General features: G+C 61.4%; 21 protein-coding genes. 8 read left to right on the forward strand and 13 right to left on the reverse strand.

All coding sequences use genetic code 11. The annotated features are described in order from the left end of the window. Positions 1-222: 222 nt before the first annotated feature. The 5 genes from HR9077_RS10185 to HR9077_RS10205 all read right to left on the reverse strand — a co-directional run bounded on the left by HR9077_RS10185 (position 223) and on the right by HR9077_RS10205 (position 4,471). The gene (locus HR9077_RS10185; RefSeq protein ID WP_136066896.1) at positions 223-1,356 is read right to left on the reverse strand and encodes a lactonase family protein; all 1,134 of its coding nucleotides are present in this window, start codon (positions 1,354-1,356) and stop codon (positions 223-225) included. Between the two features lie 303 nt (positions 1,357-1,659). Continuing rightward, on the reverse strand, positions 1,660-2,064 hold the full coding sequence (locus HR9077_RS10190; protein WP_136066897.1) for a RidA family protein: 405 nt from the start codon (positions 2,062-2,064) through the stop codon (positions 1,660-1,662). Positions 2,065-2,366: 302 nt separating this feature from the next. Continuing rightward, a complete protein-coding gene (locus HR9077_RS10195) occupies positions 2,367-2,657 on the reverse strand; it encodes a DUF1330 domain-containing protein (RefSeq protein ID WP_136066898.1) in 291 nt (96 codons plus the stop codon). A gap of 95 nt (positions 2,658-2,752) precedes the next feature. Further along, on the reverse strand, positions 2,753-3,808 hold the full coding sequence (locus HR9077_RS10200) for an aldo/keto reductase (RefSeq protein WP_136066899.1): 1,056 nt from the start codon (positions 3,806-3,808) through the stop codon (positions 2,753-2,755). Positions 3,809-3,880: 72 nt separating this feature from the next. Then, positions 3,881-4,471: a flavodoxin family protein gene (locus HR9077_RS10205; protein WP_136066900.1), complete on the reverse strand. Its 591-nt coding sequence runs from the start codon at positions 4,469-4,471 to the stop codon at positions 3,881-3,883. 118 nt (positions 4,472-4,589) lie between these two features. Between HR9077_RS10205 and HR9077_RS10210 the strand changes: the two genes are divergently transcribed. Further along, positions 4,590-5,495: a LysR family transcriptional regulator gene (locus tag HR9077_RS10210; RefSeq protein ID WP_136066901.1), complete on the forward strand. Its 906-nt coding sequence runs from the start codon at positions 4,590-4,592 to the stop codon at positions 5,493-5,495. 520 nt (positions 5,496-6,015) lie between these two features. Here HR9077_RS10210 and HR9077_RS10215 read toward each other — a convergent pair. Continuing rightward, on the reverse strand, positions 6,016-6,420 hold the full coding sequence (locus tag HR9077_RS10215; protein ID WP_136066902.1) for a RidA family protein: 405 nt from the start codon (positions 6,418-6,420) through the stop codon (positions 6,016-6,018). A gap of 154 nt (positions 6,421-6,574) precedes the next feature. On the opposite strand from HR9077_RS10215, the gene HR9077_RS10220 reads away from it, so the two are divergent. Together HR9077_RS10220 and HR9077_RS10225 are read left to right on the forward strand one after the other, a co-directional pair. Continuing rightward, positions 6,575-7,495 carry a LysR family transcriptional regulator gene (locus HR9077_RS10220; RefSeq protein WP_136066903.1) on the forward strand — a complete coding sequence of 307 codons (921 nt, stop codon included), beginning with the start codon at positions 6,575-6,577 and terminating at the stop codon, positions 7,493-7,495. Positions 7,496-7,825: 330 nt separating this feature from the next. Beyond that, positions 7,826-8,518, forward strand: coding sequence for an NYN domain-containing protein (locus HR9077_RS10225; RefSeq protein ID WP_136066904.1), 693 nt, complete (start codon positions 7,826-7,828; stop codon positions 8,516-8,518). Between the two features lie 125 nt (positions 8,519-8,643). Here HR9077_RS10225 and HR9077_RS10230 read toward each other — a convergent pair whose 3' ends face one another. Continuing rightward, entirely contained in the window at positions 8,644-9,876 is a 1,233-nt protein-coding gene (locus HR9077_RS10230; RefSeq protein ID WP_136066905.1) for a nucleoside permease, read from the reverse strand. A 29-nt stretch (positions 9,877-9,905) separates the two neighbouring features. After that, the gene (locus HR9077_RS10235; RefSeq protein WP_136066906.1) at positions 9,906-10,985 is read right to left on the reverse strand and encodes a sugar phosphate isomerase/epimerase family protein; all 1,080 of its coding nucleotides are present in this window, start codon (positions 10,983-10,985) and stop codon (positions 9,906-9,908) included. A gap of 476 nt (positions 10,986-11,461) precedes the next feature. On the opposite strand from HR9077_RS10235, the gene HR9077_RS10245 reads away from it, so the two are divergent. Next, positions 11,462-12,460 carry a LacI family DNA-binding transcriptional regulator gene (locus HR9077_RS10245; protein WP_136066907.1) on the forward strand — a complete coding sequence of 333 codons (999 nt, stop codon included), beginning with the start codon at positions 11,462-11,464 and terminating at the stop codon, positions 12,458-12,460. 134 nt (positions 12,461-12,594) lie between these two features. On the opposite strand, the gene HR9077_RS10250 is transcribed toward HR9077_RS10245, so the two are convergent. After that, positions 12,595-13,131, reverse strand: coding sequence for a hypothetical protein (locus HR9077_RS10250; protein ID WP_136066908.1), 537 nt, complete (start codon positions 13,129-13,131; stop codon positions 12,595-12,597). Between the two features lie 217 nt (positions 13,132-13,348). Continuing rightward, a complete protein-coding gene (locus HR9077_RS10255; protein WP_244613147.1) occupies positions 13,349-14,122 on the reverse strand; it encodes an AraC family transcriptional regulator in 774 nt (257 codons plus the stop codon). Positions 14,123-14,277: 155 nt separating this feature from the next. On the opposite strand from HR9077_RS10255, the gene HR9077_RS10260 reads away from it, so the two are divergent. The 3 genes from HR9077_RS10260 to rhuM all read left to right on the forward strand — a co-directional run bounded on the left by HR9077_RS10260 (position 14,278) and on the right by rhuM (position 17,726). Next, the gene (locus HR9077_RS10260; RefSeq protein ID WP_136066932.1) at positions 14,278-15,087 is read left to right on the forward strand and encodes a sulfite exporter TauE/SafE family protein; all 810 of its coding nucleotides are present in this window, start codon (positions 14,278-14,280) and stop codon (positions 15,085-15,087) included. A gap of 322 nt (positions 15,088-15,409) precedes the next feature. Then, positions 15,410-16,609, forward strand: a complete 1,200-nt coding sequence (locus HR9077_RS10265) for a Bcr/CflA family efflux MFS transporter (RefSeq protein WP_136066910.1) — start codon at positions 15,410-15,412, stop codon at positions 16,607-16,609. A 112-nt stretch (positions 16,610-16,721) separates the two neighbouring features. Beyond that, positions 16,722-17,726, forward strand: a complete 1,005-nt coding sequence (rhuM, locus tag HR9077_RS10270) for a virulence protein RhuM/Fic/DOC family protein (protein WP_136066911.1) — start codon at positions 16,722-16,724, stop codon at positions 17,724-17,726. Positions 17,727-17,920: 194 nt separating this feature from the next. Here the strand turns inward: rhuM and HR9077_RS10275 are convergent, their stop codons facing one another. Both HR9077_RS10275 and HR9077_RS10280 read right to left on the reverse strand, forming a co-directional pair. Then, complete coding sequence (locus tag HR9077_RS10275) at positions 17,921-19,021, reverse strand: type I restriction endonuclease (RefSeq protein WP_136066912.1); 1,101 nt, start codon at positions 19,019-19,021, stop codon at positions 17,921-17,923. Positions 19,022-19,314: 293 nt separating this feature from the next. Next, on the reverse strand, positions 19,315-20,730 hold the full coding sequence (locus tag HR9077_RS10280) for a tetratricopeptide repeat protein (RefSeq protein WP_244613149.1): 1,416 nt from the start codon (positions 20,728-20,730) through the stop codon (positions 19,315-19,317). Positions 20,731-20,898: 168 nt separating this feature from the next. Between HR9077_RS10280 and HR9077_RS10285 the strand changes: the two genes are divergently transcribed. After that, a complete protein-coding gene (locus HR9077_RS10285) occupies positions 20,899-21,864 on the forward strand; it encodes an AraC family transcriptional regulator (protein WP_136066913.1) in 966 nt (321 codons plus the stop codon). 58 nt (positions 21,865-21,922) lie between these two features. Here HR9077_RS10285 and HR9077_RS10290 read toward each other — a convergent pair whose 3' ends face one another. Next, entirely contained in the window at positions 21,923-22,276 is a 354-nt protein-coding gene (locus HR9077_RS10290; RefSeq protein WP_136066914.1) for an ArsR/SmtB family transcription factor, read from the reverse strand. Positions 22,277-22,342 lie beyond the last annotated feature (66 nt).

Raw genomic sequence — 22,342 nt, forward strand, 5'->3', positions numbered from 1 at the left:
CGGGCATCTTCCAGTCGAACCTCGGCGGTGGCGGCAACGACGCCTACGCGGGCAACGCGAACCGCGGCGCCCTGGAGGCGGCCTTGCAAGGCAAGGTCCATGATGAGCTCGAACTCTACGCCGAGCGTGAACGGACTTCGTATCGATCGACGTTGCAAGCGTTTCAGAATTGAGACCAGTGTCCACCAATCTGGGTAAGATCAGTCGGAACTTTCTCCTTGGTCAGTCGTACGAAACGATCTCGACCCAATTGGCGTTCTTGCCCGTCGGGGCGGTGTCGGCCAGCTCGAGCATGCCGTCCTCGGGATTGATGCGATAAAGGCCGATTTCATCGTCGAGTTGCCCGGTCACGACCATGTACTTTCCCGTGTCATCGATCTGGAAGCCACGTGGCTGGGTTTCCACCTCGGTGCTGCGCAGGTAAGTGAGCTTTCCGGTCTCTGGGTCGGCCTCGAAGGCACTGATGGTGCTGCTGGTGCGCTCGGAGGTGTAGAGATGGCGGCCGTCCGGGGTGATCTGGATGTCGGCGGCCCATATGCGTGGCGTGTCATCGCCTTCCTGGATCATGTCGCGTTTCATGCCCTGGGCCAGGTTTAGCGAATCCGCTACGCCCTGTACGGTCGACTGACGCGTCAGTGTGCCGGTATCGGAATCGTAGGCATAGATCGTGACGGCGCCCGTGAACTCGCCCAGGGCGTAGACATGCTGGCCATTGGGCGTGAAGAGGAAATGGCGGGGGCCGGTCTGGTCGGGTGTACTGGCAGCGTCGGGATCGTTGGGGGTTAACTGCCCCGTTTCGGGGTCGAAACGGAACTGAGCGATCTGGTCATCGCCGAGGTTGGAGGCGAACGCGTAACGGTTGTCCGGCGAGGCATGCATGGCGTGCGCATGCTGGCCCGTCTCGACGACCTGCCGGGAATCCTGAACGACACCATCGGCGTCGATGGGGCTGACGCTGACCACATCGCCCACGTAGGCCGCCCCGAACAGGTAAGCGCCGCTCTGGTCGGTGTCGATATTGGCCATGCTGGCGGGCAATGAACCGCTGCCTTGCCGGGTCAGCTTGCCGCTTTGCGCATCGATGCGGTACGTCACAACCCGGTAGGGTTCGCTGCGGATCGAGGCATACAGGTGTTGCCGGTCCGGGCTCACCGCCATTGGCATCACCGAATCGCCGGCCTGGGTGGTCGCCAGTGGCGTCAGCGTGCCGGCGTCGCGGTCGAGGGTGTAACTCGAAATGACGCCGTCATCGGCGTTGGAGACATAAACGTAGGTCGCGGCCTGGGCCGTCAGGCATGCACTCAAGATAGCCGTCCCCATGAGCAGGCTGGCTGCCAGCGTGGTTGTTCGTTTCATTGGTATTCCTTGTGTATTGTCGTTGTCGGCGGCGGAAGTTGGCAAACGATGTTCGTTTTCGTTGTTTTTTCATGAAAGTAATACATCATACAAATAAAAATAGAGTGTCCTGACAGTTTCCTCAATGCGACTATCTGTCTATGAACCAATGCTCATGACCGTCTGGTCGTGCATGCCCTCTGCGAGCTACGCCAGACGCCTTGCCCATTCCTCCTTTGCCGCCACGCCCGGCGGCCAGTCAATTCACGACCGCATAGAAGGCCTGCCGGCCCGCAATACCCGGCTGGCCCAGCGGTGTTTCTATCAACCAGCCGCTGATTCCGGCAGCTTCGCTATCACCTTGATTTCAAAATCGAAGCCATAGAGCCAGGTGACTCCCAAGGCGGTCAGCGTCGGGTGCGGCGCGTTCCCCCAGAACTCCGGCACCACCTTCCAGGCCGTCTCGAATGTCGATTGGGGATCGACCATGAACACGGTGACATCGACCACGTCGTCGAAGGTGCATCCGGCTGCTTTCAGGATCGCCATCAGATTGTTGAAGGCAAGTCTGACCTGCGCCTCCAGGTCCGGCTCGGGGGAGCCGTCTTCCCGACTACCCACCTGGCCCGAGACGAACAGGAACCCATTGGAGCGAATCGCCGGTGAATAGCGGTTCCGCTCGTAGAGCGCCTGGCGCCCGGCCGGGAAAACGACGTCACGCTTGGTCATGGTCTTGTCTCCATCAGCGGGCCGAAGCGACCCGTGTCAACGATGGTGATAATTTAAGAGCGGCGGGGGCGCGGATAAACGAGCAAGCCTGGCCATCACTGTTTGCAGATCACGAACAATCACGAAGAACCCTGGGTAACTATTTAGGGAAGCCATGGACCGTTTCGATGCAATGCAGGCGTTTACGCGGGGTAAATGAGCATTGTGATCGGACTCGCGCCCGAGTCGATTTTTAACGCCGTATGGGTGAGCTCAGGTATTTTTCAGACAAAGCGTCGTGTTCGAGCGCTTCGCGGTCAGCGTTATGAGGTCCCTTCGAGAATGACATAGGTGCCAGTCGCTGCCCCAGCGCGGAGCGCTTTGGCCGTCTGGTATTCGGGGCTCTCATAGAAACGCTTGGCCTCGGCGAACGAATCAAACTCAAAGACGACATGCCGTCCGTGGGATTCGCCTTCAAGGTTTTCATACCGTCCCGACGATGCAATCAACTTCGGGCTAAAATTTTTCATTGCGTCGCCTGCAGCTTTTGCATAGGCGGCGTAAGCAGTTGCATCCGAGATACTGACGTGTGCGATCAGATAACCTTTTGGCATATCTATCTCTCTCTTGTAGTGGGCGCATTCAATTCAACTCGGGGCGGGTGCTTACAACCGCCCACGCCGAAAGTATTGGTATGTAGTAGCCGGTTCTAATTCGATGCGACGGGCCTGAAAGGTAGGGGGAACCTGCTCGCGTCCTGATGATCGATCATCCAGCCGGGATAGCAGGGAGGCAGAGCACTCACGGCTTCAAGACGCGTAAGCTCCTCCTCGGTAAGAAAGACATCTACCGCGCCGAGATTATCTTCGAGCTGTTCGACCCGTTTAGCGCCGATAATTACGCTCGTTACATGCGGCTTGGCAAGTAACCAGGCGAGCGCGATCCGGGCGACCGAGACACCGCGTGCGTCGGCTATGGCGCGCATCTCTGCAACGCATGGCCAGGCTCGATCAAGATCGACCGGCGGAAAGTCGAAATGGCGGCGCCGCGAATCTTCTGCGGTTAGCGCCCCGGGACCAAACTTCCCGGAGAGCAATCCGCCGGCGAGGGGCGACCAGACGAGCAAGCCCATCCGCTCCTCGGTAACGAGTGGTACCAGTTCGCGCTCTACGTCACGTCCGGCGATCGAATAGTAGGCCTGTAGCGTCTCGAAGCGCGTGGCGTGAAGCGCTGAACTCAGCCCGAGCGCTTTGCCGATCTTGCCTGCGCGCCAATTCGAGACGCCGACATAACGGACTAGACCTTGCCGCGTGAGATCGTCGAGGGCACGCAGCGTTTCTTCGATCGGCGTGACAGGATCGCTGGAGTGTATCTGATAAAGGTCAATATGATCGACTTGTAGCCGTTCCAGGCTTCTCTGCACAGAATCCATGATATGACCGCGCGACGCCCCCTGATCGTTGGGTTTCGGGCCCATCACGCCGGCTGTCTTTGTAGCCAGCACTATCTCGCTGCGTGGTACTCCGAGGTCTCTCAGCGCCTGTCCGACGACGCGTTCAGACTGGCCAAAGGAATAAATATCGGCGGTGTCGATGAAATTGATTCCGTCAGCAAGCGCGCGGGCGATCAGTTGGTTCGCCTCGTCCTGACCGAGTGCGCCGATCGCCGTCCACATGCCGGCGTCAGCATTGCCGCCCAGCGTCATCGTGCCGAGGCACAGCTCGGAGACATACAGGCCGGTGCGGCCAAGTTGCTTGTATTTCATGGCAACTCCCTTCGAGATTGGCTGGATAAAATGCGGCGGCGTCCAGTCTGTCGTGCCTCGCGCGCGAGGACTTCAGCTGCTTTGAGATTTTCCGGACCGAAACTGTCCGGCGATCATTGCGACGCGTGCGCCATAGCGGCGTGCCGTCTCGAGGTCCCCTGGCGACATCTCTTCAGGCGACGCATCGGCAGGTGTCTGCGCCATCGGCGCGATATAGGAGCCCATGCGATTCAGGTCGTCACGCCTTGAGGCTTTCACGTTCGCAGGCTTGATATCCATGCTGACCCAGATGCCGCCGTGCTGCCCAGCCAACAGGAAGAAGTATTCGAGCGTATTGAGCTTGTCGCCGTTGAGACTCGCGCTATTGGTAAAGCCGCCAAAGAGCTTGTTTTGCCATCCACCTTCGAACCAGATCTTCGAGGATGCGTCCGCGAACTTCTTGAACTGCCAGCTAGGGCCGCCCATGTAGGTCGGCGAGCCGAACAGGATCGCATCCGCGCCGGAAAGCGTTTTCCATGCATCCTCGGCAAGGTTTCCCTCGGTGTCGATTGCGACGAGTACGGCGCCGGCGCCTTCGGCGATGGCTGTTGCCATACGCTCGGTATGCCCATAGCCAGAGTGGTAGACGACGACCGTTCTAACCGGTGTGGTGTGTTGAGTCATGGTTGCTCCCTTGCGTTCAAATTGTCCGCTGTGGACGACATGGAAAGCTAGTCTATTGAGTCATAAACGAGTTATAAATGACGGAAAATAGAACGCTCTGTTACTCTTAAGGTGAACAATGAAAAACCTTGACGCACTTTTGATTTTTGCTCGTGTCGCTGAAATGACGAGCTTCACGCGTGCGGCCGAAAGCCTGGGTATCCAGAAGGGACGTGTCTCTACGGTGATCCGTGGACTTGAGCGAGATGTGGGTGCCACCCTCCTGCATCGGACCACGCGGAGTGTGCAGCTTACGGAAGATGGACGTGCCTTTTATTCACGCGCACGCGACCTGCTGGCCGAAGTACAAGAATTGCAATCAATGTTCGTGGATAACGGCGCACCACTACAGGGGAGATTGCGCGTCGGCATGCCGACCGAGTTGGCACAAAGCGTCGTGGTTCCCGCACTACCACAACTGATGACGGCGCATCCAGAGTTGGAACTGGAACTGTCCAGCACCGATCGGCATGTCGATCTCGTCCAAGAAGGGTTCGATTGCGTGATCCGTCTGGGTCCGATCGTCGACGAGACGCTGATTGCCCGACCGCTTGGCAAGCTGCGCATGATAAATGCTGCGAGCCCGAGCTATCTGGCACGGTACGGCATACCGCACACGCTCGATGACCTGCACAGCCAAGGGCACCAGATGGTTCACTACACGCAAACACTCGGCGCCAAGCTTGCCGGATGGGAATATCCAGACGGCGACGGCTATGCGTCGCTTCCGCTGCCAGGCGTGATGCAAGTCAACAGTGTGCAGACCTATCATGCAGCCGGACTTGCGGGCATTGGATTGATTCAGGCGGGATATTCGGCGCTCGCACATCACATCGAAAGTGGCGCGCTAGTGGAGATTCTGCCCGACCTACGTCCTGAACCTCTCGCCGCGTCGCTTGTCGTGGCCCATCGGCGTAACCTGTCGCAACGCGTCCGGGCCTTCATGAATTGGATCGAGAGGGTATTGGAGCCCTATTTTGATTAACCGCTAGGTATATAGTGGTTCAAAGGGGCAACAGACAACTGTTCAGGTATCTCGCTGGATTTCATCGCCCGTAAACCGAAAAATGCTCACTCATGGTGAGTGATTTTCCGGTTTCATAAACCCGGCCAAGGTACGGGTGCGCGTACCGAGGCAAGCGCATCATTGAACCAGCCATTGCAGATCAGTCGGCAAATGACCATGATCGATCTTGGCACGCATCGAGCGACGGAACTCGAATCGGGTCATCGGAGACTTTCGGGCCAAGGGTTGTTTCCAGACCTGCGCTGCGGGGAGCATCTGCTACCAACACTTAGGTGGTGTTTAATTTACCTTTGGTCGGAGTAACGGCCATTCCTCAGGAAACTCGGGTGCTGGGGCTGTGCAGCTTGAACGCCAGGCCTCCGTTGGCCAGGCCTTCGGCCAGGTCGCGATTGCCGCCACGCCCGGCGCCCAGCTAATTCACGACCGCGTAGAAGGCCAGCCAAACCGCACTATCCGGCTGGGCCCAACGGTGTTTCTATCAGCCAGCCGCTGATTCCGGCAGCTTCGCTATCACCTTGATTTCAAAATCGAAGCCATAGAGCCAGGTGACGCCGACGGCGGTCAGCGTCGGGTGCGGCGCGTTCCCCCAAAATTCGGATACTACGCTCCAGGCCGTCTCGAATGTCGATTGGGGATCGACCATGAACACGGTGACATCGACCACGTCGTCGAAGGTGCATCCGGCTGCTTTCAGGATCGCCATCAGATTGTCGAAGGCGAGCCGGACTTGTTCCTCCAGGTCCGGCTCGGGGGAGCCGTCTTCCCGGCTACCCACCTGGCCCGAGACGAACAGGAACCCATTGGAGCGAATCGCCGGTGAATAGCGGTTCCGCTCGTAGAGCGCCTGGCGCCCGGCCGGGAAAACGACGTCACGCTTGGTCATGGTCTTGTCTCCATCAGCGGGCAGAAGCGACCCGTGTCAACGATGGTGCTAATTTAGGAGCGGCGGGGGCGCGGATAAACGAGCAAGCCTGGCCATCACTGTTTGCAGATCACGAACAATCACGAAGAGCCCTGGGTAACTATTTAGGGAAGCCATGGACCGTTTCGATGCAATGCGGGCGTTTGCGCGGGTGGTGGAAACCGGCAGCTTCACCAAGGCCGCCGACACCCTTCACATGAGCAAGACCAGCGTCACGCAGCTCGTGCAGCAGCTGGAGGCACGCTTGCGCGTTCGCCTGCTGAACCGCACCACGCGCAAGGTCAACGTGACCGCCGACGGCGCCGCCTACTATGAGCGGGTGCTAGGCTTGCTGGCTGACCTGGACGATGCCGAGACCAGCCTGTCCGTCGGCTCGAGCGTACCCAGGGGGCGGTTGCGGGTGGACGTTCCCAGCCCGCTGGCCCGCATGATTCTTGTACCGGCGCTACCTGCCTTCCATGCCCGCTACCCGGAAATCCAGTTGGACATGGGCGTCAGCGATCGCATGGTGGACATCATCGACGAGAAGGTGGATTGCGTGGTGCGCGGTGGCGAGCTGACCGATCAATCGCTGATGGCGCGGCGCATCGGCGACCTGCGGCTGGGGGTCTATGCAGCGCCCAGCTACCTGGAACGCGCCGGTTCGCCCGCGCATCCTGGCGAGCTGGAAAATACCCATCACCGCGTCGTGGGCTTCCTGGGGTCCCGTCTCGGCAAGCCCTTCGCCATGCATCGCGATCAGGAGAGCATCAAGGTGCAGGGCCGCTACGTCCTGTCGACGGACGATGGCAACAGCTATCTCGCGGCGGGCCTGGCCGGCCTGGGCGTCCTGTGGCTGCCGGACTACATGGCCAGGGACCATCTCGCCTCGGGGGAGCTGGTGGCCCTTTTCGAGGATTGGCGGCTCGACCCGATGCCGCTGTACTTGGCGTTTCCGCCGAATCGGCATGTCAGCGCGAAGCTGCGCGTATTCATCGACTGGATCGCCGAGCTCATGGCGCGGCATGCACCCGTCATCCATCCACCTCTCTCGTGACGGGCCCGGCTGCCGGTTCGGTGTCGAAGTCGAGCCTGCCGGATTCGTCGGAGAGGGCGTGCTATGGTCGCTCGTACCGAAGTCAATGCAGGGGCTTAGACAGCAGTCTAACGGGGGTAACGCCGCCATGAGCGCTTGTGGCGTGGCACGTTCCTATCGGTGGTTACTGCATGCCTTGGCATCGGATCAGATGAAAATGTTGCACATTGCTCGAAAATGGGCGAAACTCCTGAAACGACTCAGCCCTGCACGCAGTGATTAAGTTCGCTGGCAGTCAGGGCGAAGAAACCGGCCCCCGTGCCGGTTTCTTCGTGTCTGAGGATCTCACTCGTGAAGACAGCCTTCTTTGTCGACGGCTACAACATGTTCTATGGGCTACTGGCAGGCACGCCGTACAAGTGGCTTGATCTTTCGTCCTTGCTCGAAGCTATTGCCCACGAGAACGACCCTCGCAGCCAAACTGACGAGATCCATTACTTCACATCCCCCGTTCAGCCAGTACTGGCCTCCCGCGGTCAGCAATCCAAACAGGCCCAAGATACTTATGTTCGGGCTCTCAAGGCTCGCGGCGTCATAGTGCACTGGGGCCGCCATCGCCTAGATCACCGGAAGGCCCCACGCTTTGTCTCCAGGGATGTACCGGCCTCGAGGCAAGATCAAGTCGACATTTGGAACCTCGAGGAGAAGGAAACCGACGTACGGATAGGCATTGCGATGTACCGGCTTGCAGCCAAGCAGTTCTGGGGAAGCTCACCAGAAGATCGAATCCAGCAGGTCGTACTGGTGTCAGGAGATACGGATATGACTCCTGCTTTAGAGGCGATCCGAGCCGACTTCCCACATCTACGAGTCGGCATCATTCTCCCCCACCGAAAGGGGATTGAGCGTACGCCCCCAGGTTCGTTGAAGAAGCAAGCCCACTGGATGCGCCGCTATATCTCAAACGAAGAGCTTGAGACCCACCAACTCTCTAATCGTGTTCATACACGAAAGAAGCCGGCTGATAAACCTGATTACTGGTAGCTTCTGACTGAATGCCTTCTTATGAAGCGGGGTAAGCATAGTCTGTAAACATTTTGGAGTGCTAATCGACGTGAAGTCCCGGCCGTGTCCGCCGGCATGACGCCGGCGAATCGGTCGAGGTTCTCTCAGGTACGTTTCGCCTCGGGCGCTTGCCTGGCGCCATGCTTGTCCTTGAAGGCCACCAGGAAGAGCAGCAGGACGGCGAGGGCGAAGCACGCGGGGAACAGCCAGATGCCCTGCCAGTCGTGGCCGTCGGCGGTGGCGTAGTGGTCGGTGACCAGGCCGGCGACCCAGAAGCCGATCAACATGCCGACCCCGTAGGTGGCCAGCGTGATCATGCCCTGGGCGGCGCTCTGGAAGCGTTCGCCGGCGCGTGCATCGGTGTAGATCTGCCCCGAGACGAAGAAGAAGTCGTAGCACACACCATGCAGGGCGATACCGATCAGCAGCAGGTAGACGCCTTCACCGGCATCGCCGAAGGCGAAGAGGGCGTAGCGCACGGCCCAGGCCAGCATGCCGACGATCAGCGTGATCTTGATGCCGAAGCGGTGGATGAACACCGGCAGCAAAAGCATGAACAGGATTTCCGAGACCTGCCCCAGGGTCATCTTGCCGGTGGGGTTGGCCACGCCGATCTCCGCCAGGAAGGGGTTGGCGTTCTGGTAGTAGAAGGCCAGCGGAATGCAGATCAGCACCGAGGCGACAAAGAAGATCGCGTAGTTGCGGTCATTGAGCAGTTTCAGGGCATCGAGCCCGAGGATCTCCTTCAGCCCGCTCTTGCGGGTGTCCGACTTGGGCGGGGTGGCAGGCAGGCTGAAGCAGTAGAGGCCCAGTGCCAGCGAGGCGATGGCACACATCAGGAAGGTGTTGCGCAGGGCGCCGCCGGCGATGGCGTCGGCGCTGTCCCAGGAGAACAGGTAGCTGATCGCCAGCCCGGCGAGAATCCAGCCGATGGTGCCCCAGACCCGAATCCTGGCGAATTCCTGCGCGGGGTCGCGCATCTGGCGAAAGGAGACCGAGTTCACCAGCGCCAGGGTGGGCATGTAGAGGATCATGTAGACCAGCACCAGCGGGTAGAAGGTGGCGAAGTCCTGGGCGCGGTACAGGCCGAACATCAGCGCGGCCCCGGCCAGGTGCAGCACGGCGAGGATGCGCTCGGCGTTGAAGTAGCGGTCGGCGATCAGGCCGATGATGAAGGGCGCGATGATCGCGCCCCACGACTGGGTCGAGAAGGCCATGCCGATCTGGCCTCCGCTGGCTTCGAGGTTCCGGGAAAGAAAGGTGCCCAGGGTGACGAACCAGCCACCCCAGATGAAGAACTGCAGAAACATCATGATGCCGAGCCGTGTGCGTAGCATGGCGAACCCTCGTTATTGTGTGTCGGGTGTCAGTGCGTCTCGTCGAGCCCCAGCAGGCGCCGGTTGCGCCCCGGGTCCGAGCCGGTATCGGCGAAGTCGTCGAAGGCCTTGTCGGCCCGCTGGATCAGGTGTCGGTCGATGAAGGGCGCGCCCTCGGCGGCGCCCTGGGCGGCGTCCTTGAGGCAGCATTCCCACTCGAGTACCGCCCAGCCGTCGTAGCCGTACTGGGTGAGCCGCGAGAAGATGCCCTTGAAGTCGACCTGGCCATCGCCCAGCGAGCGGAAGCGGCCGGGGCGGTCGACCCAACCCTGATAGCCGCCGTAGACCCCGCTGCGGGCGCTGGGCGTGAACTCCGCGTCCTTGACGTGGAACATGCCGATGCGCTCGTGGTAGCGATCGATGAAGCCCAGGTAGTCGAGCTGCTGCAGCACCATGTGGCTGGGGTCGAAGAGGATCTTCGCCCGGGGGTGGCCGTCCACGGCGTCGAGAAAGCGTTCGAAGGTGGCGCCGTCGTGCAGGTCTTCCCCCGGGTGAATCTCGAAGCACAGGTCGACGCCCTGTTCGTCGAAGATATCCAGGATCGGCCGCCAGCGACGGGCCAGTTCGGCGAAACCCTCCTCGATCAGCCCCGACGGCCGCTGCGGCCAGGGGTAGACGTAGGGCCACAGCAGGGCGCCGGAGAAGGTGCCGTGTGCTGTCAGCCCCAGGCGCCGGCTGGCGCGGGCGGCGAGCTTGAGTTGCGCCTCGGCCCAGTGCCGGCGTGCGTCGGGCCGCCCATGCAGGTGCGCGGGGGCGAAGCCGTCGAAGAGTTCATCGAAGGCGGGGTGCACCGCCACCAGCTGGCCTTGCAGGTGGGTGGAAAGCTCGCTGATCGCTACGCCGGCCTCGGCGCAGCGTCCGGTCAGCTCGTCACAGTAATCCTGGCTGTCGGCGGCGAGTTCGAGGTCGATCAGGCGTGGATCGACCGTCGGCATCTGGACGCCACGATAGCCGAGCGAGGCGGCCCAGCGGGTGATGGTGTCGAGATCGTCGAAAGGCGGGTGGTCATCGAGAAACTGGGCGAGAAAGAGCCCCGGCCCCTTGATGCCGCTGTCGTGAGTGCCTGTCATGTCGTTGCCTCCGCGTCATGCCGCTGGGAAGTGTCAGCGAGGGATGTCCACTTGGCGGTGCCGGCCTGGCTTTCCAGCCGGGCCTCGATGAAGGCCATGCCCCGCAGGCCCTCGTCCATGCCGGGGACGCCCGCGGCGGTGCCGCGCTCGCCACGCCGGACGGCGTCGGCGAAGTCGCGATAGAGGTTGGCCAGGGCCTCCAGATAACCTTCGGGATGGCCACCGGGCAGGCGCAGGCGTTGCAGGGCCTCCGGCGCTAGCCACAGGGTTCGGCTGGACTGTCTCTACCGGTCTGATGTATGAGTGTAACCGGTTACATTTTGCTGAAAGCTAGCCCGTGAAGCGCATGGGTTCAATGAGACCTAGGTCGCGGGGGCGGGAGCGGGTGCATCGGTGAGCCAGGTGCAATGATGCAGTAGACTGGCGCGTGGCGACGCCGAGTCGCCTGATGAGATCGAGGAGGTTCACAGCCAGGCATGACCAATATTCGCAAGGTGGCCGAGCTGGCCGGTGTGTCGGTGGCGACGGTGTCGCGCACCTTGAAAACGCCCGACATCGTGTCGCCGGGAACGCGCGACAGGGTGCTTGCCGCCGTCGAGCAGGCCGGTTATCGGCCGAACCTCACGGCGGTGCAGTTCCGGTCGCAACGGACCCGTAACCTGGTGGTACTGGTGCCGACCATCGCCAACACCTTCTATGCCCGGGTGATCGGCGGCCTCCAGGCGGCGGCGCAGCGGCGGGAATACGGCATACTGCTGTGCAACACCCTGGGCGACGAACGCACCGAACGGGCCTACGCTGGCATGGTGTCGACTCGCCAGGCCGACGGCCTCATCCAGTTGCGTGCCTATGATCCCTTCACGGCCTCGGACGGCAAGGCGCGGCCGCCGATGGTCAACGCCTGCGAAGTGCTCGACGAGGCGCCGTGCCCCACCGTCAGGCTCGACAACCGGGCCGCCGCCCGGGTGGTGACCGAGCACCTGCTGGCACTGGGGCACCGCCGCATCGGCATGATCAAGGGGCCACGCAACAGCCCCTTGACCCGGGATCGTCTGCTCGGCTTTCAGGATGCCCTGGCCGTCGCCGGCCTGACGCCGGATGAAAGCCTATGGTGCCCCGGTGACTTCACGCCGCCCTCGGGGTATCGGGCAGCCGGTGACCTGCTGGCGCGAGCGGACCGGCCGACGGCGATCTTCTGCGAGAATGATGAAATGGCCATGGGGGCCATGCGGCGCATCAAGGAAGCGGGGCTGCGGATACCCGAGGACATCTCGGTGGCGGGGTTCGACGATATCGCCTTTGCCTCCTTCTGCGATCCTCCCCTGACGACCATCGCCCAGCCCGCCGAGGATTTCGGCCGCGAGGCCGTGGCCCTGTTGCTCGACATCATCGATGAGCGGGATGACGCAGCGGACAAGCATCGCATCATGCCCTTCGAACTGGTGGTACGAGAGAGCACGGGGCCGGCTGCTTGATGCCGGAGGCACGAGACGTGCATCGGAAACCGATGGCGCGTCTTCTCGGTCACGAATCGGCCACGAACACCCCTGGCGTCTGGGGTGTCCGCTCCAAGTGGATCACTTTACAAACATGGGATCAGTGCTGATCCTCAGAAGTTGATACCCATGCCGAAGGTATAGGCCCAGGCGCCGTCGTCGTAGTTGTCTTCGGCACTGTTGCTGCTATCGAACAAGAACTGGTACTCGGCTCTTGCCTGGATGAAGGTGGTGGGCAGCATATAGTACTTGAGGCCAGTTTCCAGGCCGGCGATGCCGGTGTCCTTCACGGCGTCACCATAAATGCCACCGAGTGAGGCACCCACGAAAGGCCGGGCCGCGCCTCGGCCGAAGTGGTAATCGGCAAAGCCGCGAGTGCTGCCATTCCAGACGTTGTCATCGCCTTCCACGTCAGCAAAATTGACGCTCTGACGAATACCCACCAGCGTGTGATCCGACAGGTACCAGCCGTAGTCGCCGGAAACACCGAAGCTGCCGTTGTCGAAGTCCTTGCTGCTGCTACCAGTACCGGAGAGGGAGAATTCCCTGTCACCCGTCTGCGGGCCTACTTCTTGGGCCATGGCAGCGGAGGCAAACAGAAGAGAAGCCCCAACCAGCACGGGGAGAGAAGAGTTTACAAAAACATTCATAATGATACTCCTTGCTAACATCAGCATTTAAAGAAGTCTGTTGTCGTCTGATGAGATTAAGACTTCAAACTCCTTGTCGTCCGCACCGTGATGCCGACAACGGCTACCGTTTTTTGCTATCGATTCCTGTTTTCGACTTATGCCAGAGAACCTTACGGTCACTATCCAGTGTAGAAGGCATCACTATTTTGCAAATAATAATTTTGGTTCTTCGCGGCTAGGGTGGTGAAGCGGGCGGGTCGTTCTCCTCCTGGCGAGTAGCCGCGCGGACGAAGGCGGTGGGGGATTGACCGAGCACCTTGCGAAACATGCTGGAGAAGGCGCCCGGGCTGTCGTAGCCGAGTTCCAGCGCGGTTTGGGTAACGGAGCTACCTGACAGCAGCTTGGGGAGGGCGGCCATCAGGCAGGCCTGCTGGCGCCATACCGCGAACGACAGGCCGGTCTGCTGACGGAACAGGCGATTGAAGGTGCGCTGGCTGCGATGCAGCTGCCGTGCCCAGTCCTCGGGCAGGCTACGGATATGCGGCCGGCCGAGAAAATCCCTGCACAGGCTGGCCAGTCGGGGATCCCGGGGCAGCGGGGCAAACAGCGGCAGCGCCGGCGCCCGTTGCAGCTCGTACAGCAGGAGCTGGGCGAGGGCACCATCGCGGCCGCTCTCGTCATAGAGCGCGGGCATGTTGGCGGAGGCCAGCAATAGGTGATGCAGGAGCGGCGTCACGACCAGCACCTCGCAGTTGCGGGAGGGGCGTGGAGCCGCGAGAGGCTCGATATACAGGCTGCGGGTACTGACGCCATTCATGCGCACCCGGTGGCGCTTGCCCTCCGGCAGCCAGACGCCGCTGTAGGGCGGCACCATCCAGGTGCCGTCATCGGTGTCGACCTCCATCAGGCCCGTCATGCCGTAGAGGAACTGGGCACGGCGATGGCTGTGAAAGTCGAGCAGGGTGCCGGGGCTGTAGTCGGTGCCGATAGCCACGACGGGTCGGGCCACAGGATCCACCTCCGCCAGCGGGATATTGCGCATTGTCGTCAACCTGGCCGAAACACGACGATTATTGGCCAACCGGCGAACATCGGCCAGCCCCTGTCGGAATATCGTTCCTGTCGTTGAGTTCCACCAGGGGTGAGTTCACCAGGAGCGTTCCGGTGTATGGCGTATTGCTTCTCTGCGGCGGGTTGGCCGGGGTCACCACCGTGTTGTTCGGCTTCGGTGGCGGTTTCGTCGTCGTTCCCTTGATATATACCCTGCTGATTGCCGTCCATGGGCCGAATAGCGCGGCGGGTCTGGCGGCCATGCATATCGCGGTGGCCACCTCGACCGCGCTGATGATCTTTGCGGCGTCCCTGTCGACCTGGCGTCACCACCGGCGGCGGACCGTGCAATGGCATCTGGTGCGTCCGCTGGTCGGCTATATCGCCATCGGTGCCGTGCTCGGGGCGACAGCGGCAATGTCGTTGAGTGGAGACTGGGTGCGCTGGGCGTTCATCGGCTATCTGGCGCTCACCATTGCGGATGCCATCCTGAGGCCCGGCTTCCTGCACCAGGCGGGTGGCGATGTACGGCCCATGGGCCGCCTGGTGACAGCGATGACAGGCACCTTCATCGGCACAGTCGCCGCCTTGCTGGGTGTTGGCGGCAGCGTGATGACCGTGCCGCTGATGCGCCGCAGAGGCGCCAGCATGACGGCGGCCACGGCGATGGCCAATCCGTTGTCGTTGCCGATGGCGGTGAGCGGCACCGCGACTTACGTGTTGCTGTCGGCCAGCGATACCGCCCTGGGCACCTGGTATGCGGGGTATGTGGACCTGCGCGCCTTGCTGGCGCTGGCGGCCGGCTCTTGGCTCGGTATCCGCCTGGCGTCGCGATGGATCGGGCGCATTCCCGACCGCATTCATGCCGGGGTGTACCTGTTACTGCTGACGGTGGTGCTGGCGGTGATGATTTTTGTTCATTAAGTGTTGCTTGCTTGGGAGATGCATGTCTTGGAGATGTGTGGCGTCTCTTTGGATAAGGCCACGGAAGCGACTCGCGCTTGTGCTGTCGCAAGCTGTGCGGGGCAGCCGCGCTCTATTCCGGAGCGTGCCCAGGTGGGTAGTGGTCGCAGCCATACAGGTGGTAGCGCCGTGCTGTTTGAGCATGTTTGCAAAGGTATCGGCCTGCTCCTCTGCATTGTTTATATAGCGTATCCCTCATTTTCTGTTCGATTGCCTTGATAACATCAGTCGGTATCATAAAGCTGATGTCGTCTATCATTACGCCCTTTTACCGAGAGCTTCTATGACCCAATCTAAAACGCCCTTCATTGTGGTGCTGAGCCTGGCGTTGACCATGATGCTAGGTCCGTTTTCCATGGATACGTATCTGCCGGCCTTTCCGGTCATCGGCGAATCGCTGGGGATTTCTCAGCAGGCGGTATCGTTAAGTGTCTCGGTGTATGTATTTGCCATGGCGCTGGGGCAGTTAATCGGTGGTGCGCTTTCGGATCGCTTCGGACGGCAGCGGGTTCTGATGGGTGGGCTGGTGATTTTTGCGCTCTCGAGCATAGTCATCGGCATGGCGGGTTCCCTGAATACCCTGCTTGGCGGGCGGGCCATTCAGGCCCTTGGTGCCGGTTTGACCCTGGTATCGGTACCGGCGTTAGTGCGCGACCGGGTGGCGGGCCGCGACGCCGCGAAACTGTTCTCGATGATGGGCTTTATCATGGTGCTGGCGCCGGGCATTGCCCCGAGCGTAGGCAGCGCGATTCTGTCGTTTGGCTCCTGGCACTATATCTTCTTCGCCCTGGCGGCATACGCGCTGCTGTTGGTGCCCTTGCTGGTGCGGGTACTCTTTACCGGCAAGGGCAAGGTATCGCGAGCGAAAAGCCCCCAGATGAGCCTGCTGGCGCGTTACAAACTGGTGCTGTCGACAAAGCCTGCCCTGCCGTTCATCGTCTGGCAGGCCGCCTCTTTTTCCACCCTGATGATGTTCATTACCTACGCCTCACTGATTTATCAGGGGCACTTCGGCCAGTCGCCCTCGAGCTTTTCGATGCTGTTTGCGGCGAACATCGTAGCGATGCTTATCTTCAATATTCTCAATCGAATGCTGCTTTCCAGGGTGCCGTCGCTTCGTATCCTTCAGTTGGCGACGGGCTGTCAGGCGGCCGGAATGCTGTTGCTGGTGATGGCTGCCTTCATGGAGTGGCCGCTGTACGCCTTCCTGCCTGCCATGATGCTGACCATCGGCGCGGTGGGGGCGATCTCGCCGAATATTCAGGCCTGCTTTTTGGAGTTCTTTCCCACCAGCGGTGGGACGGCTGCAGCGCTTCTGGGCGCAGCCCAGTTCGGTATCGCCGGGCTTCTGAGTGCATTATCCGCCCTGCTGCCGCATACGCTTGAAGCTATCATCCTGGCCATGGCCGCCTGTGGTTCGATGGGGTATCTGATGCTGGCCCGCTCAATCATCAAAGGGCGTGCCGCTGTCGAGGCGCACTGAGTCAGGCCGTGTCCCCTCGCTATGATGGTGGGCGTGCACGCCACGCGACACGAATCGCTCAAGCGTCCGTGCTATGGTCAGCCGATGGGAAACGCGCCTGGACGAGACCGACATGAGCGAACAGTCACAAATCCTGATCTACGAGGATGCTGACAAGGCGGTAGACGTGCGTCTGGACGAGGGTCGCGAGACCGTATGGCTGACGCAACGGCAGATGGCCGAGGTGTTCGACGTCAAGCCGCAGAACATCACGATCCACTTGAAAAATATCTACGCAGAGGAAGAGTTGGTGGAAGAGGGAACTTGTAAGGAATTCTTACAAGTTCAGATTGAAGGGGGCAGAAAGGTCAAGCGTGCGAGGCTGCATTACAACCTCGATGCCATCATCTCCGTCGGTTACCGCGTCAACTCCCGGCGTGCGGTCCGGTTTCGCCAATGGGCAACTCGCGTTCTCCGGGATCATCTGACTCAGGGCTGGACGCTGCACCAGCAGCGCTTCGAAGCCAACGCGCGGGAGCTTGAGGCCGCTATGGCACTGGTGCGCAAGGCGGCACACAGCCCGGCGCTGGATCTGCCGGGCGGTCGCGGGCTGGTGGATATCGTCGCGCGTTATGCGCAGACGTTTCTGCTGTTGCAGCGCTATGACGAAGGACTGTTGAGCGATCCTGACGTGCAGGCGGGCGGTCAGCTTCCTTCGTTGGAAACGGCGAGAGCGGCGCTGGACGCGCTGAAAGCGGAACTGATGGCGCGGGGCGAAGCAACGCCGCTGTTTGCGCGAGACCGTAGCGATGGGTTGGCCTCGCTGCTTGGCAATCTCGATCAGTCCGTGTTCGGCGAGCCGGCCTATCCGAGTATCGAGTCGAAAGCCGCGCATCTGCTCTATTTCGTGATCAAGAATCATCCGTTCGCCGACGGCAACAAGCGCAGTGCGGCCTTTCTGTTCGTCGACTTCCTGCACCGTAATGGGCGCCTGCTGTCATTGGCAGGGGAGCCCGTGATCAACGATGTCGGTTTGGCGGCGCTGACGCTGCTGGTGGCGGAGTCCGATCCCGCCAACAAGGAGACGATGATCCGGCTGATCATGAATATGCTCGCTGATGACGCAGCGTCCGTTTGAATGATTGGTTAGTGGCCCTCCGGTGAGCATCGACCATCGGCTGCAGCCTATGGTCCCGGGCGGGCCGGCGCCCAGGTAGGCCATCACCGCGTGCCAGTCGTTGAAGGGGTGTGGCCTCGGTGTGCTGGATTGGGGCTCAGGGGGAGCGGGAAATGGCTAGCCTCGGCCACAGTCGGGGCTAGCTCTATTTTTGATTACTTGGCAGCAGAAACTTCCTCAATGCTTTGCCCTAAATACTCCTGAATAGTTTCTACTAGCGTCGGTCGATGCTTAAAAAGATCGCTTACCGATTCAATGTCTACGAGTTCTTGCTGTTTATCCTTGAAGAATCCGACACGCTTGACACTCTTTGTGTTGAAATGCAGTCGGCAGATCGGCTTGCGGTTATTGTCATCGAGTAGGATGGCGCAATATGACTTTGCATCACGCATGGCAATACGAGAGACATCGACTACCTCTGCCAGAATCGATCGAACGATATTATATGCATCGATCTCTTCCTGAGTGGTCACGATATCATCCTGCTCGGGCTCTATCTGAGCCTGGACAGGGTCGGGCTGAGGAGCGGTGTCATCCACGTAATTACGAGCCAAAGCACCTTTAAGGCGCTGGGCTACCTGCTCCTTGATATACAGGTTGCCTGCCTCCTTGACGATCGGCGTGAATTCGTCGATCACTTGCCTAGTCTGCCGCCCCTCGTAGAATTGAGAAACAATATACTTGACAAACTCCTCGGGCGTTTCTTTGATCGTTTCTTCAATTGCCCGCTTGGCGAGGTTTGTATATTTGAGTCGATTCGCTGTGCTAAGAATTGCTTCTACATCAAAGTTTGGCTTTGTGAACTTACGGAGCTCTTCCACATCGCTATCATTAAAATCCTCAAGGTCGAAAATGAAGAACGGGCGAGAGTCTAGTTTATTTTGTGCATCTAGATCGGAATAGAAGCGATACTTCAATCCATTGGTGAGAATGGCGAACTTGGCTTCGGTGCAGCCAAAATAGCGGAATAATTGGGAATACTGAGTGTTGGCGAGGTCGGTTCCTAGAGGCTTGCACTCGATCAGTATCGATAGTTCCTCGTCCTTCCGAATCGCGTAGTCGACTTTTTCACCCTTCTTCGTTCCAACATCCGCAGTAAATTCAGGGACTACCTCACGTGGATCGAATGGATCGTAGCCGAGTGCGGCTAGTAACGGCATGACGAGCGCTGTCTTCGTAGCCTCCTCGTTCTTGATATGATCCAGCTGATCGCGTCCGCGTTGTGCAATGCTGCTGAGCTTGTCACCTAGTTCCATGTCTCCCCCCTCGTACAAATTGTTAGCATTGTTACGTTCTTTAACAGGCTAGTCTGGAGTAAAGGCGAGGGCAAAGCTACTTTAGCGGAACCCTCAAACGGTTCGAGTAGTTTACGAACGCAGAACACTCCCGACCGATAGGGGGGAGTGTCCGTCTTCGAAGCTCTGCAATCTTTAATTCCGCCTGCGCCGGGGCAGTGGCCCGGCGCAGAAAGTCCCGTCAGCCACCACAGCAGCGCCGAGGCGTCGATCATGTCCAGCACCACGGCGCTGCGCTCCCGGCGGATTGGCCGTTATAAGGGGCCGACACTTCTCGCGTATGACCGGGGCCGCGGTGGCAGAGAGCGAGGTTCCACCCGTTGTACACCGCGACAGTCAATCTGGCTCTCGGCAACGGCCGGCGCAGTGGCCCGTCGCAGGAAGCCCTGGTTGATGGGGCTGTGCGGCTTGAGCGCCAGGCGTTCGTTGGCCAGGCCCTCGGCCAGGTCGCGGTTGCCGCCGCGCAGGGCGGCCTCGGTCAGCGTCCAGTCGATGATGTCGCGCTGGGCGTGGCTGCCGCCGAAGGCGTTGGCGATGAAGCGTACCGGATGCAGGCGCTCGGCGGCGGTGGCGTGGTCGCCGCGCCAGAAGGCGATGAAGCCCTCCACCAGCGGCAGGCCGATGCCCCGGGCCCAGGCCGCCGTTTCGGAATTATCGCTGGCTTCGCGCAGGGCGGTCAGCAGTGCTTCCACCCGGTCGTCGCGTCCGGCGCCCAGGTAGGCCATGACCGCGTGCCAGTCGTTGAAGGGGTAGAGCCTGCCGTCGGCGTGTTGATCCCAGGCCGCCGCCAGTTCCTGCCAGCGCTCGCCGACGTCCTGGCCGGTGAGGGCCAGCCGCCACAGCAGCGCCGAGGCGTCGATCATGTCCAGAACCACGGCGCTTTGCGCCTGGCGGATCGGGCCGTCGTAGAGGGCCAGCGCCTCCCCGGTCTGGCCGAGGTCGAGGTGGCAGAGCGCGAGGTGCCACCAGTTGTGCCCCTTGAACAGGTTGTCGTCGCCGGACCAGAAGGGCTCGCGCACGGTCATCCAGTCGATGCCGTCCTGGGCCCGGCCCTGCATCTCCATGACGTGGGCCACGGCGTGATGCGCCCAGCAGTCGAGTGGTTGCCGGTCCAGCGCCTGGCGGCCGGTCTCCTCGGCGCGGGCGTAGTCGCCGGTCTCCTCGAGCCCGAAGGCGTACAGGCCCAGTGCGATCGAATGGCCCGGCATGTCGGGCGACCAGCGGGGCAACACGCGGGCCAGGCGGTCGCGCAGGTTGCGGGCGTTGGCGCGGTAGAAGTCGATCAGGTGGCCGGCCTGCAGGGCCAGCAGATCGTGGGGGTAGCGCAGGTTGTGACGATCCAGCGCGAGCCCGGCGGCGCTCCACTCGCCGGCCAGCACCAGGGCGAGGGCGGCGACGTGTGAGGCTTCGCGGTCATCCAGGCGCGAGCCCTTGGCGGCCGCCAGATCGGCCCTGGCGGCCAGGGCGGCGGCGGGCTCGGTGGCCAGGGCAAACAGATAGGTTCTGGCGATGCGCGCCATGGTGAAGGCGGGGGCGGCCTCGACCGCCTGGTCCAGCGGGGTGACGGGGTCCCCCCGGTAGATGTTGAAGGCGTCGATGGCCTGGTTGTACAGGGCCAGGGTATCGGCGGTGGCGCCGGGCAGGGCGTTGCCTTGGCGGTCGGTCAGCATGGCGGGGGCTCCGGTTCTCGTTGTGATTGTTGGCGGCGACGGCGTGTCGGCCACCCGGCGGCGGCCGGGCCGCTCGCCGTGCTGCTAGACTACTCTGTGGTACGGGGAACCCTAATGGCCGAGGCGCCGGCGTTGTTGTCCGATCCGCCGCGATAGAGGCTGCGACCCATGGATGCGGCGCTCGACGTGCTGCGCACGATCCGCTTTACCGGCGGCATCTTTCTCGATGCGGAGTTCTCCGCGCCCTGGTGCGTGATGGCGCAGGTCACCCCGGAGGATTGCCGGCCGTTCACGCCGGTGCCCCAGGGCATTTTGGCCTACCACTATGTCAGCGCGGGAAGGCTGCTGCTGCAGGTGGCGCCGGGCAGGCCGGTGGCGGTGCCGGCGGGGCACATCGTGCTGCTGCCGCGCAACGACCCGCATCTGCTCGGTAGTGAGCTGAACGGCCCGCCGGTCAGCGTCGACCATCTGCTGCAGCCGATGACCGCGAGCGGGCCGGCGCGAATCGTCTACGGCGGCGGTGGCGAGATCACCCGCCTGCTGTGCGGATTCCTGCATAGCGAGATGCCCTGCAACGCCCTGGTCGGCATGCTGCCCCGGGTGATGACGCTGGACGTGGCGGAGGGCGCGGCCGGGGCGTGGATCGAGAGTTCGTTCCGCCTTGCCGCCGGCGAACTGGCCGCCGGGGCGGTGCGCTCGCCGGCGCTGCTGGCCAGGCTCGCCGAGCTGCTGTTCATCGAGGCCGCGCAACGCTACCTCGCCCGCCTGCCGCCCGAGCAGCGCGCCTGGGTCGGCGGGCTGCAGGACCCCTACGTCAGCCGGGCGCTGACCCAGCTGCATGAATCCCCCGAGCGACACTGGACGACGCAGGCGCTGGCGCGCCAGGTCGGGCTTTCCCGCTCCGCCTTCGCCGAACGCTTCACCGAACTGGTGGGGGTGCCGCCGATGCGCTACCTGGCCCAGCTGCGCATGCAGGGCGCCGCCCGCCGGCTGCGCGAATCATTGATGCCCATCTCGCGCATCGCCCTGGAAGCGGGGTACGACTCGGAAGCCGCCTTCGGCAAGGCGTTCAAGCGCGCCTTCGGGGCGCCGCCGGCGGCCTGGCGGCGGGAGCAGCGTGCGTTGGAGGGCTGAGGGACGAATTACAAGTCGGGACTGCCAGATAAACCTGGGTACAGCAGTATTAAATCGCTTAAAGCGTACGCCCCAGCATATCAACGAGCTGCCGGATTCGCTCTTCGTTGCGTCGGTAGTGGGTCCACTTGCCTACCCGGGTAGCGATGACCAAGTCCGCTCGCTCCAGCACGCTCATGAACGAGGAAACAGTTGACTGTGCAAGCTCGGTCTTCTCAGTGATATGGCTGACGCATACGCCGACCTCGTCGGGATCAGCAATGCCACGCTCGACGGGGAAATTCTTCCGTGGCTCACGAAGCCACTGCAGGATCTGGAGGCGAACCGGGTTCGACAGTGCCTTGAATACGTCCAATGCATCGTCGGCAGTTTCCGCGAGCGAGGTCCCGCCTCCCTGGGTGTTTTTGGTCATTGCGTGTTTAAGCCTCTCCGACATAGAACGATCCATCGTAACATGTCGATTCTACACTAGCGCTCC

Origin of the sequence: Modicisalibacter radicis, assembly GCF_900961225.1 — a bacterium.
Lineage (GTDB): Bacteria > Pseudomonadota > Gammaproteobacteria > Pseudomonadales > Halomonadaceae > Modicisalibacter.

Coding starts and splice junctions, on each gene's coding strand:
- HR9077_RS10185 (WP_136066896.1), bottom strand. CDS start 1,356: ATGAAACGAACAACCACGCTGGCAGCCAGCCTGCTCATGGGGACGGCT.
- HR9077_RS10190 (WP_136066897.1), bottom strand. CDS start 2,064: ATGACCAAGCGTGACGTCGTTTTCCCGGCCGGGCGCCAGGCGCTCTAC.
- HR9077_RS10195 (WP_136066898.1), bottom strand. CDS start 2,657: ATGCCAAAAGGTTATCTGATCGCACACGTCAGTATCTCGGATGCAACT.
- HR9077_RS10200 (WP_136066899.1), bottom strand. CDS start 3,808: ATGAAATACAAGCAACTTGGCCGCACCGGCCTGTATGTCTCCGAGCTG.
- HR9077_RS10205 (WP_136066900.1), bottom strand. CDS start 4,471: ATGACTCAACACACCACACCGGTTAGAACGGTCGTCGTCTACCACTCT.
- HR9077_RS10210 (WP_136066901.1), top strand. CDS start 4,590: ATGAAAAACCTTGACGCACTTTTGATTTTTGCTCGTGTCGCTGAAATG.
- HR9077_RS10215 (WP_136066902.1), bottom strand. CDS start 6,420: ATGACCAAGCGTGACGTCGTTTTCCCGGCCGGGCGCCAGGCGCTCTAC.
- HR9077_RS10220 (WP_136066903.1), top strand. CDS start 6,575: ATGGACCGTTTCGATGCAATGCGGGCGTTTGCGCGGGTGGTGGAAACC.
- HR9077_RS10230 (WP_136066905.1), bottom strand. CDS start 9,876: ATGCTACGCACACGGCTCGGCATCATGATGTTTCTGCAGTTCTTCATC.
- HR9077_RS10235 (WP_136066906.1), bottom strand. CDS start 10,985: ATGACAGGCACTCACGACAGCGGCATCAAGGGGCCGGGGCTCTTTCTC.
- HR9077_RS10245 (WP_136066907.1), top strand. CDS start 11,462: ATGACCAATATTCGCAAGGTGGCCGAGCTGGCCGGTGTGTCGGTGGCG.
- HR9077_RS10250 (WP_136066908.1), bottom strand. CDS start 13,131: ATGAATGTTTTTGTAAACTCTTCTCTCCCCGTGCTGGTTGGGGCTTCT.
- HR9077_RS10265 (WP_136066910.1), top strand. CDS start 15,410: ATGACCCAATCTAAAACGCCCTTCATTGTGGTGCTGAGCCTGGCGTTG.
- rhuM (WP_136066911.1), top strand. CDS start 16,722: ATGAGCGAACAGTCACAAATCCTGATCTACGAGGATGCTGACAAGGCG.
- HR9077_RS10275 (WP_136066912.1), bottom strand. CDS start 19,021: ATGGAACTAGGTGACAAGCTCAGCAGCATTGCACAACGCGGACGCGAT.
- HR9077_RS10280 (WP_244613149.1), bottom strand. CDS start 20,730: ATGCTGACCGACCGCCAAGGCAACGCCCTGCCCGGCGCCACCGCCGAT.
- HR9077_RS10285 (WP_136066913.1), top strand. CDS start 20,899: ATGGATGCGGCGCTCGACGTGCTGCGCACGATCCGCTTTACCGGCGGC.
- HR9077_RS10290 (WP_136066914.1), bottom strand. CDS start 22,276: ATGACCAAAAACACCCAGGGAGGCGGGACCTCGCTCGCGGAAACTGCC.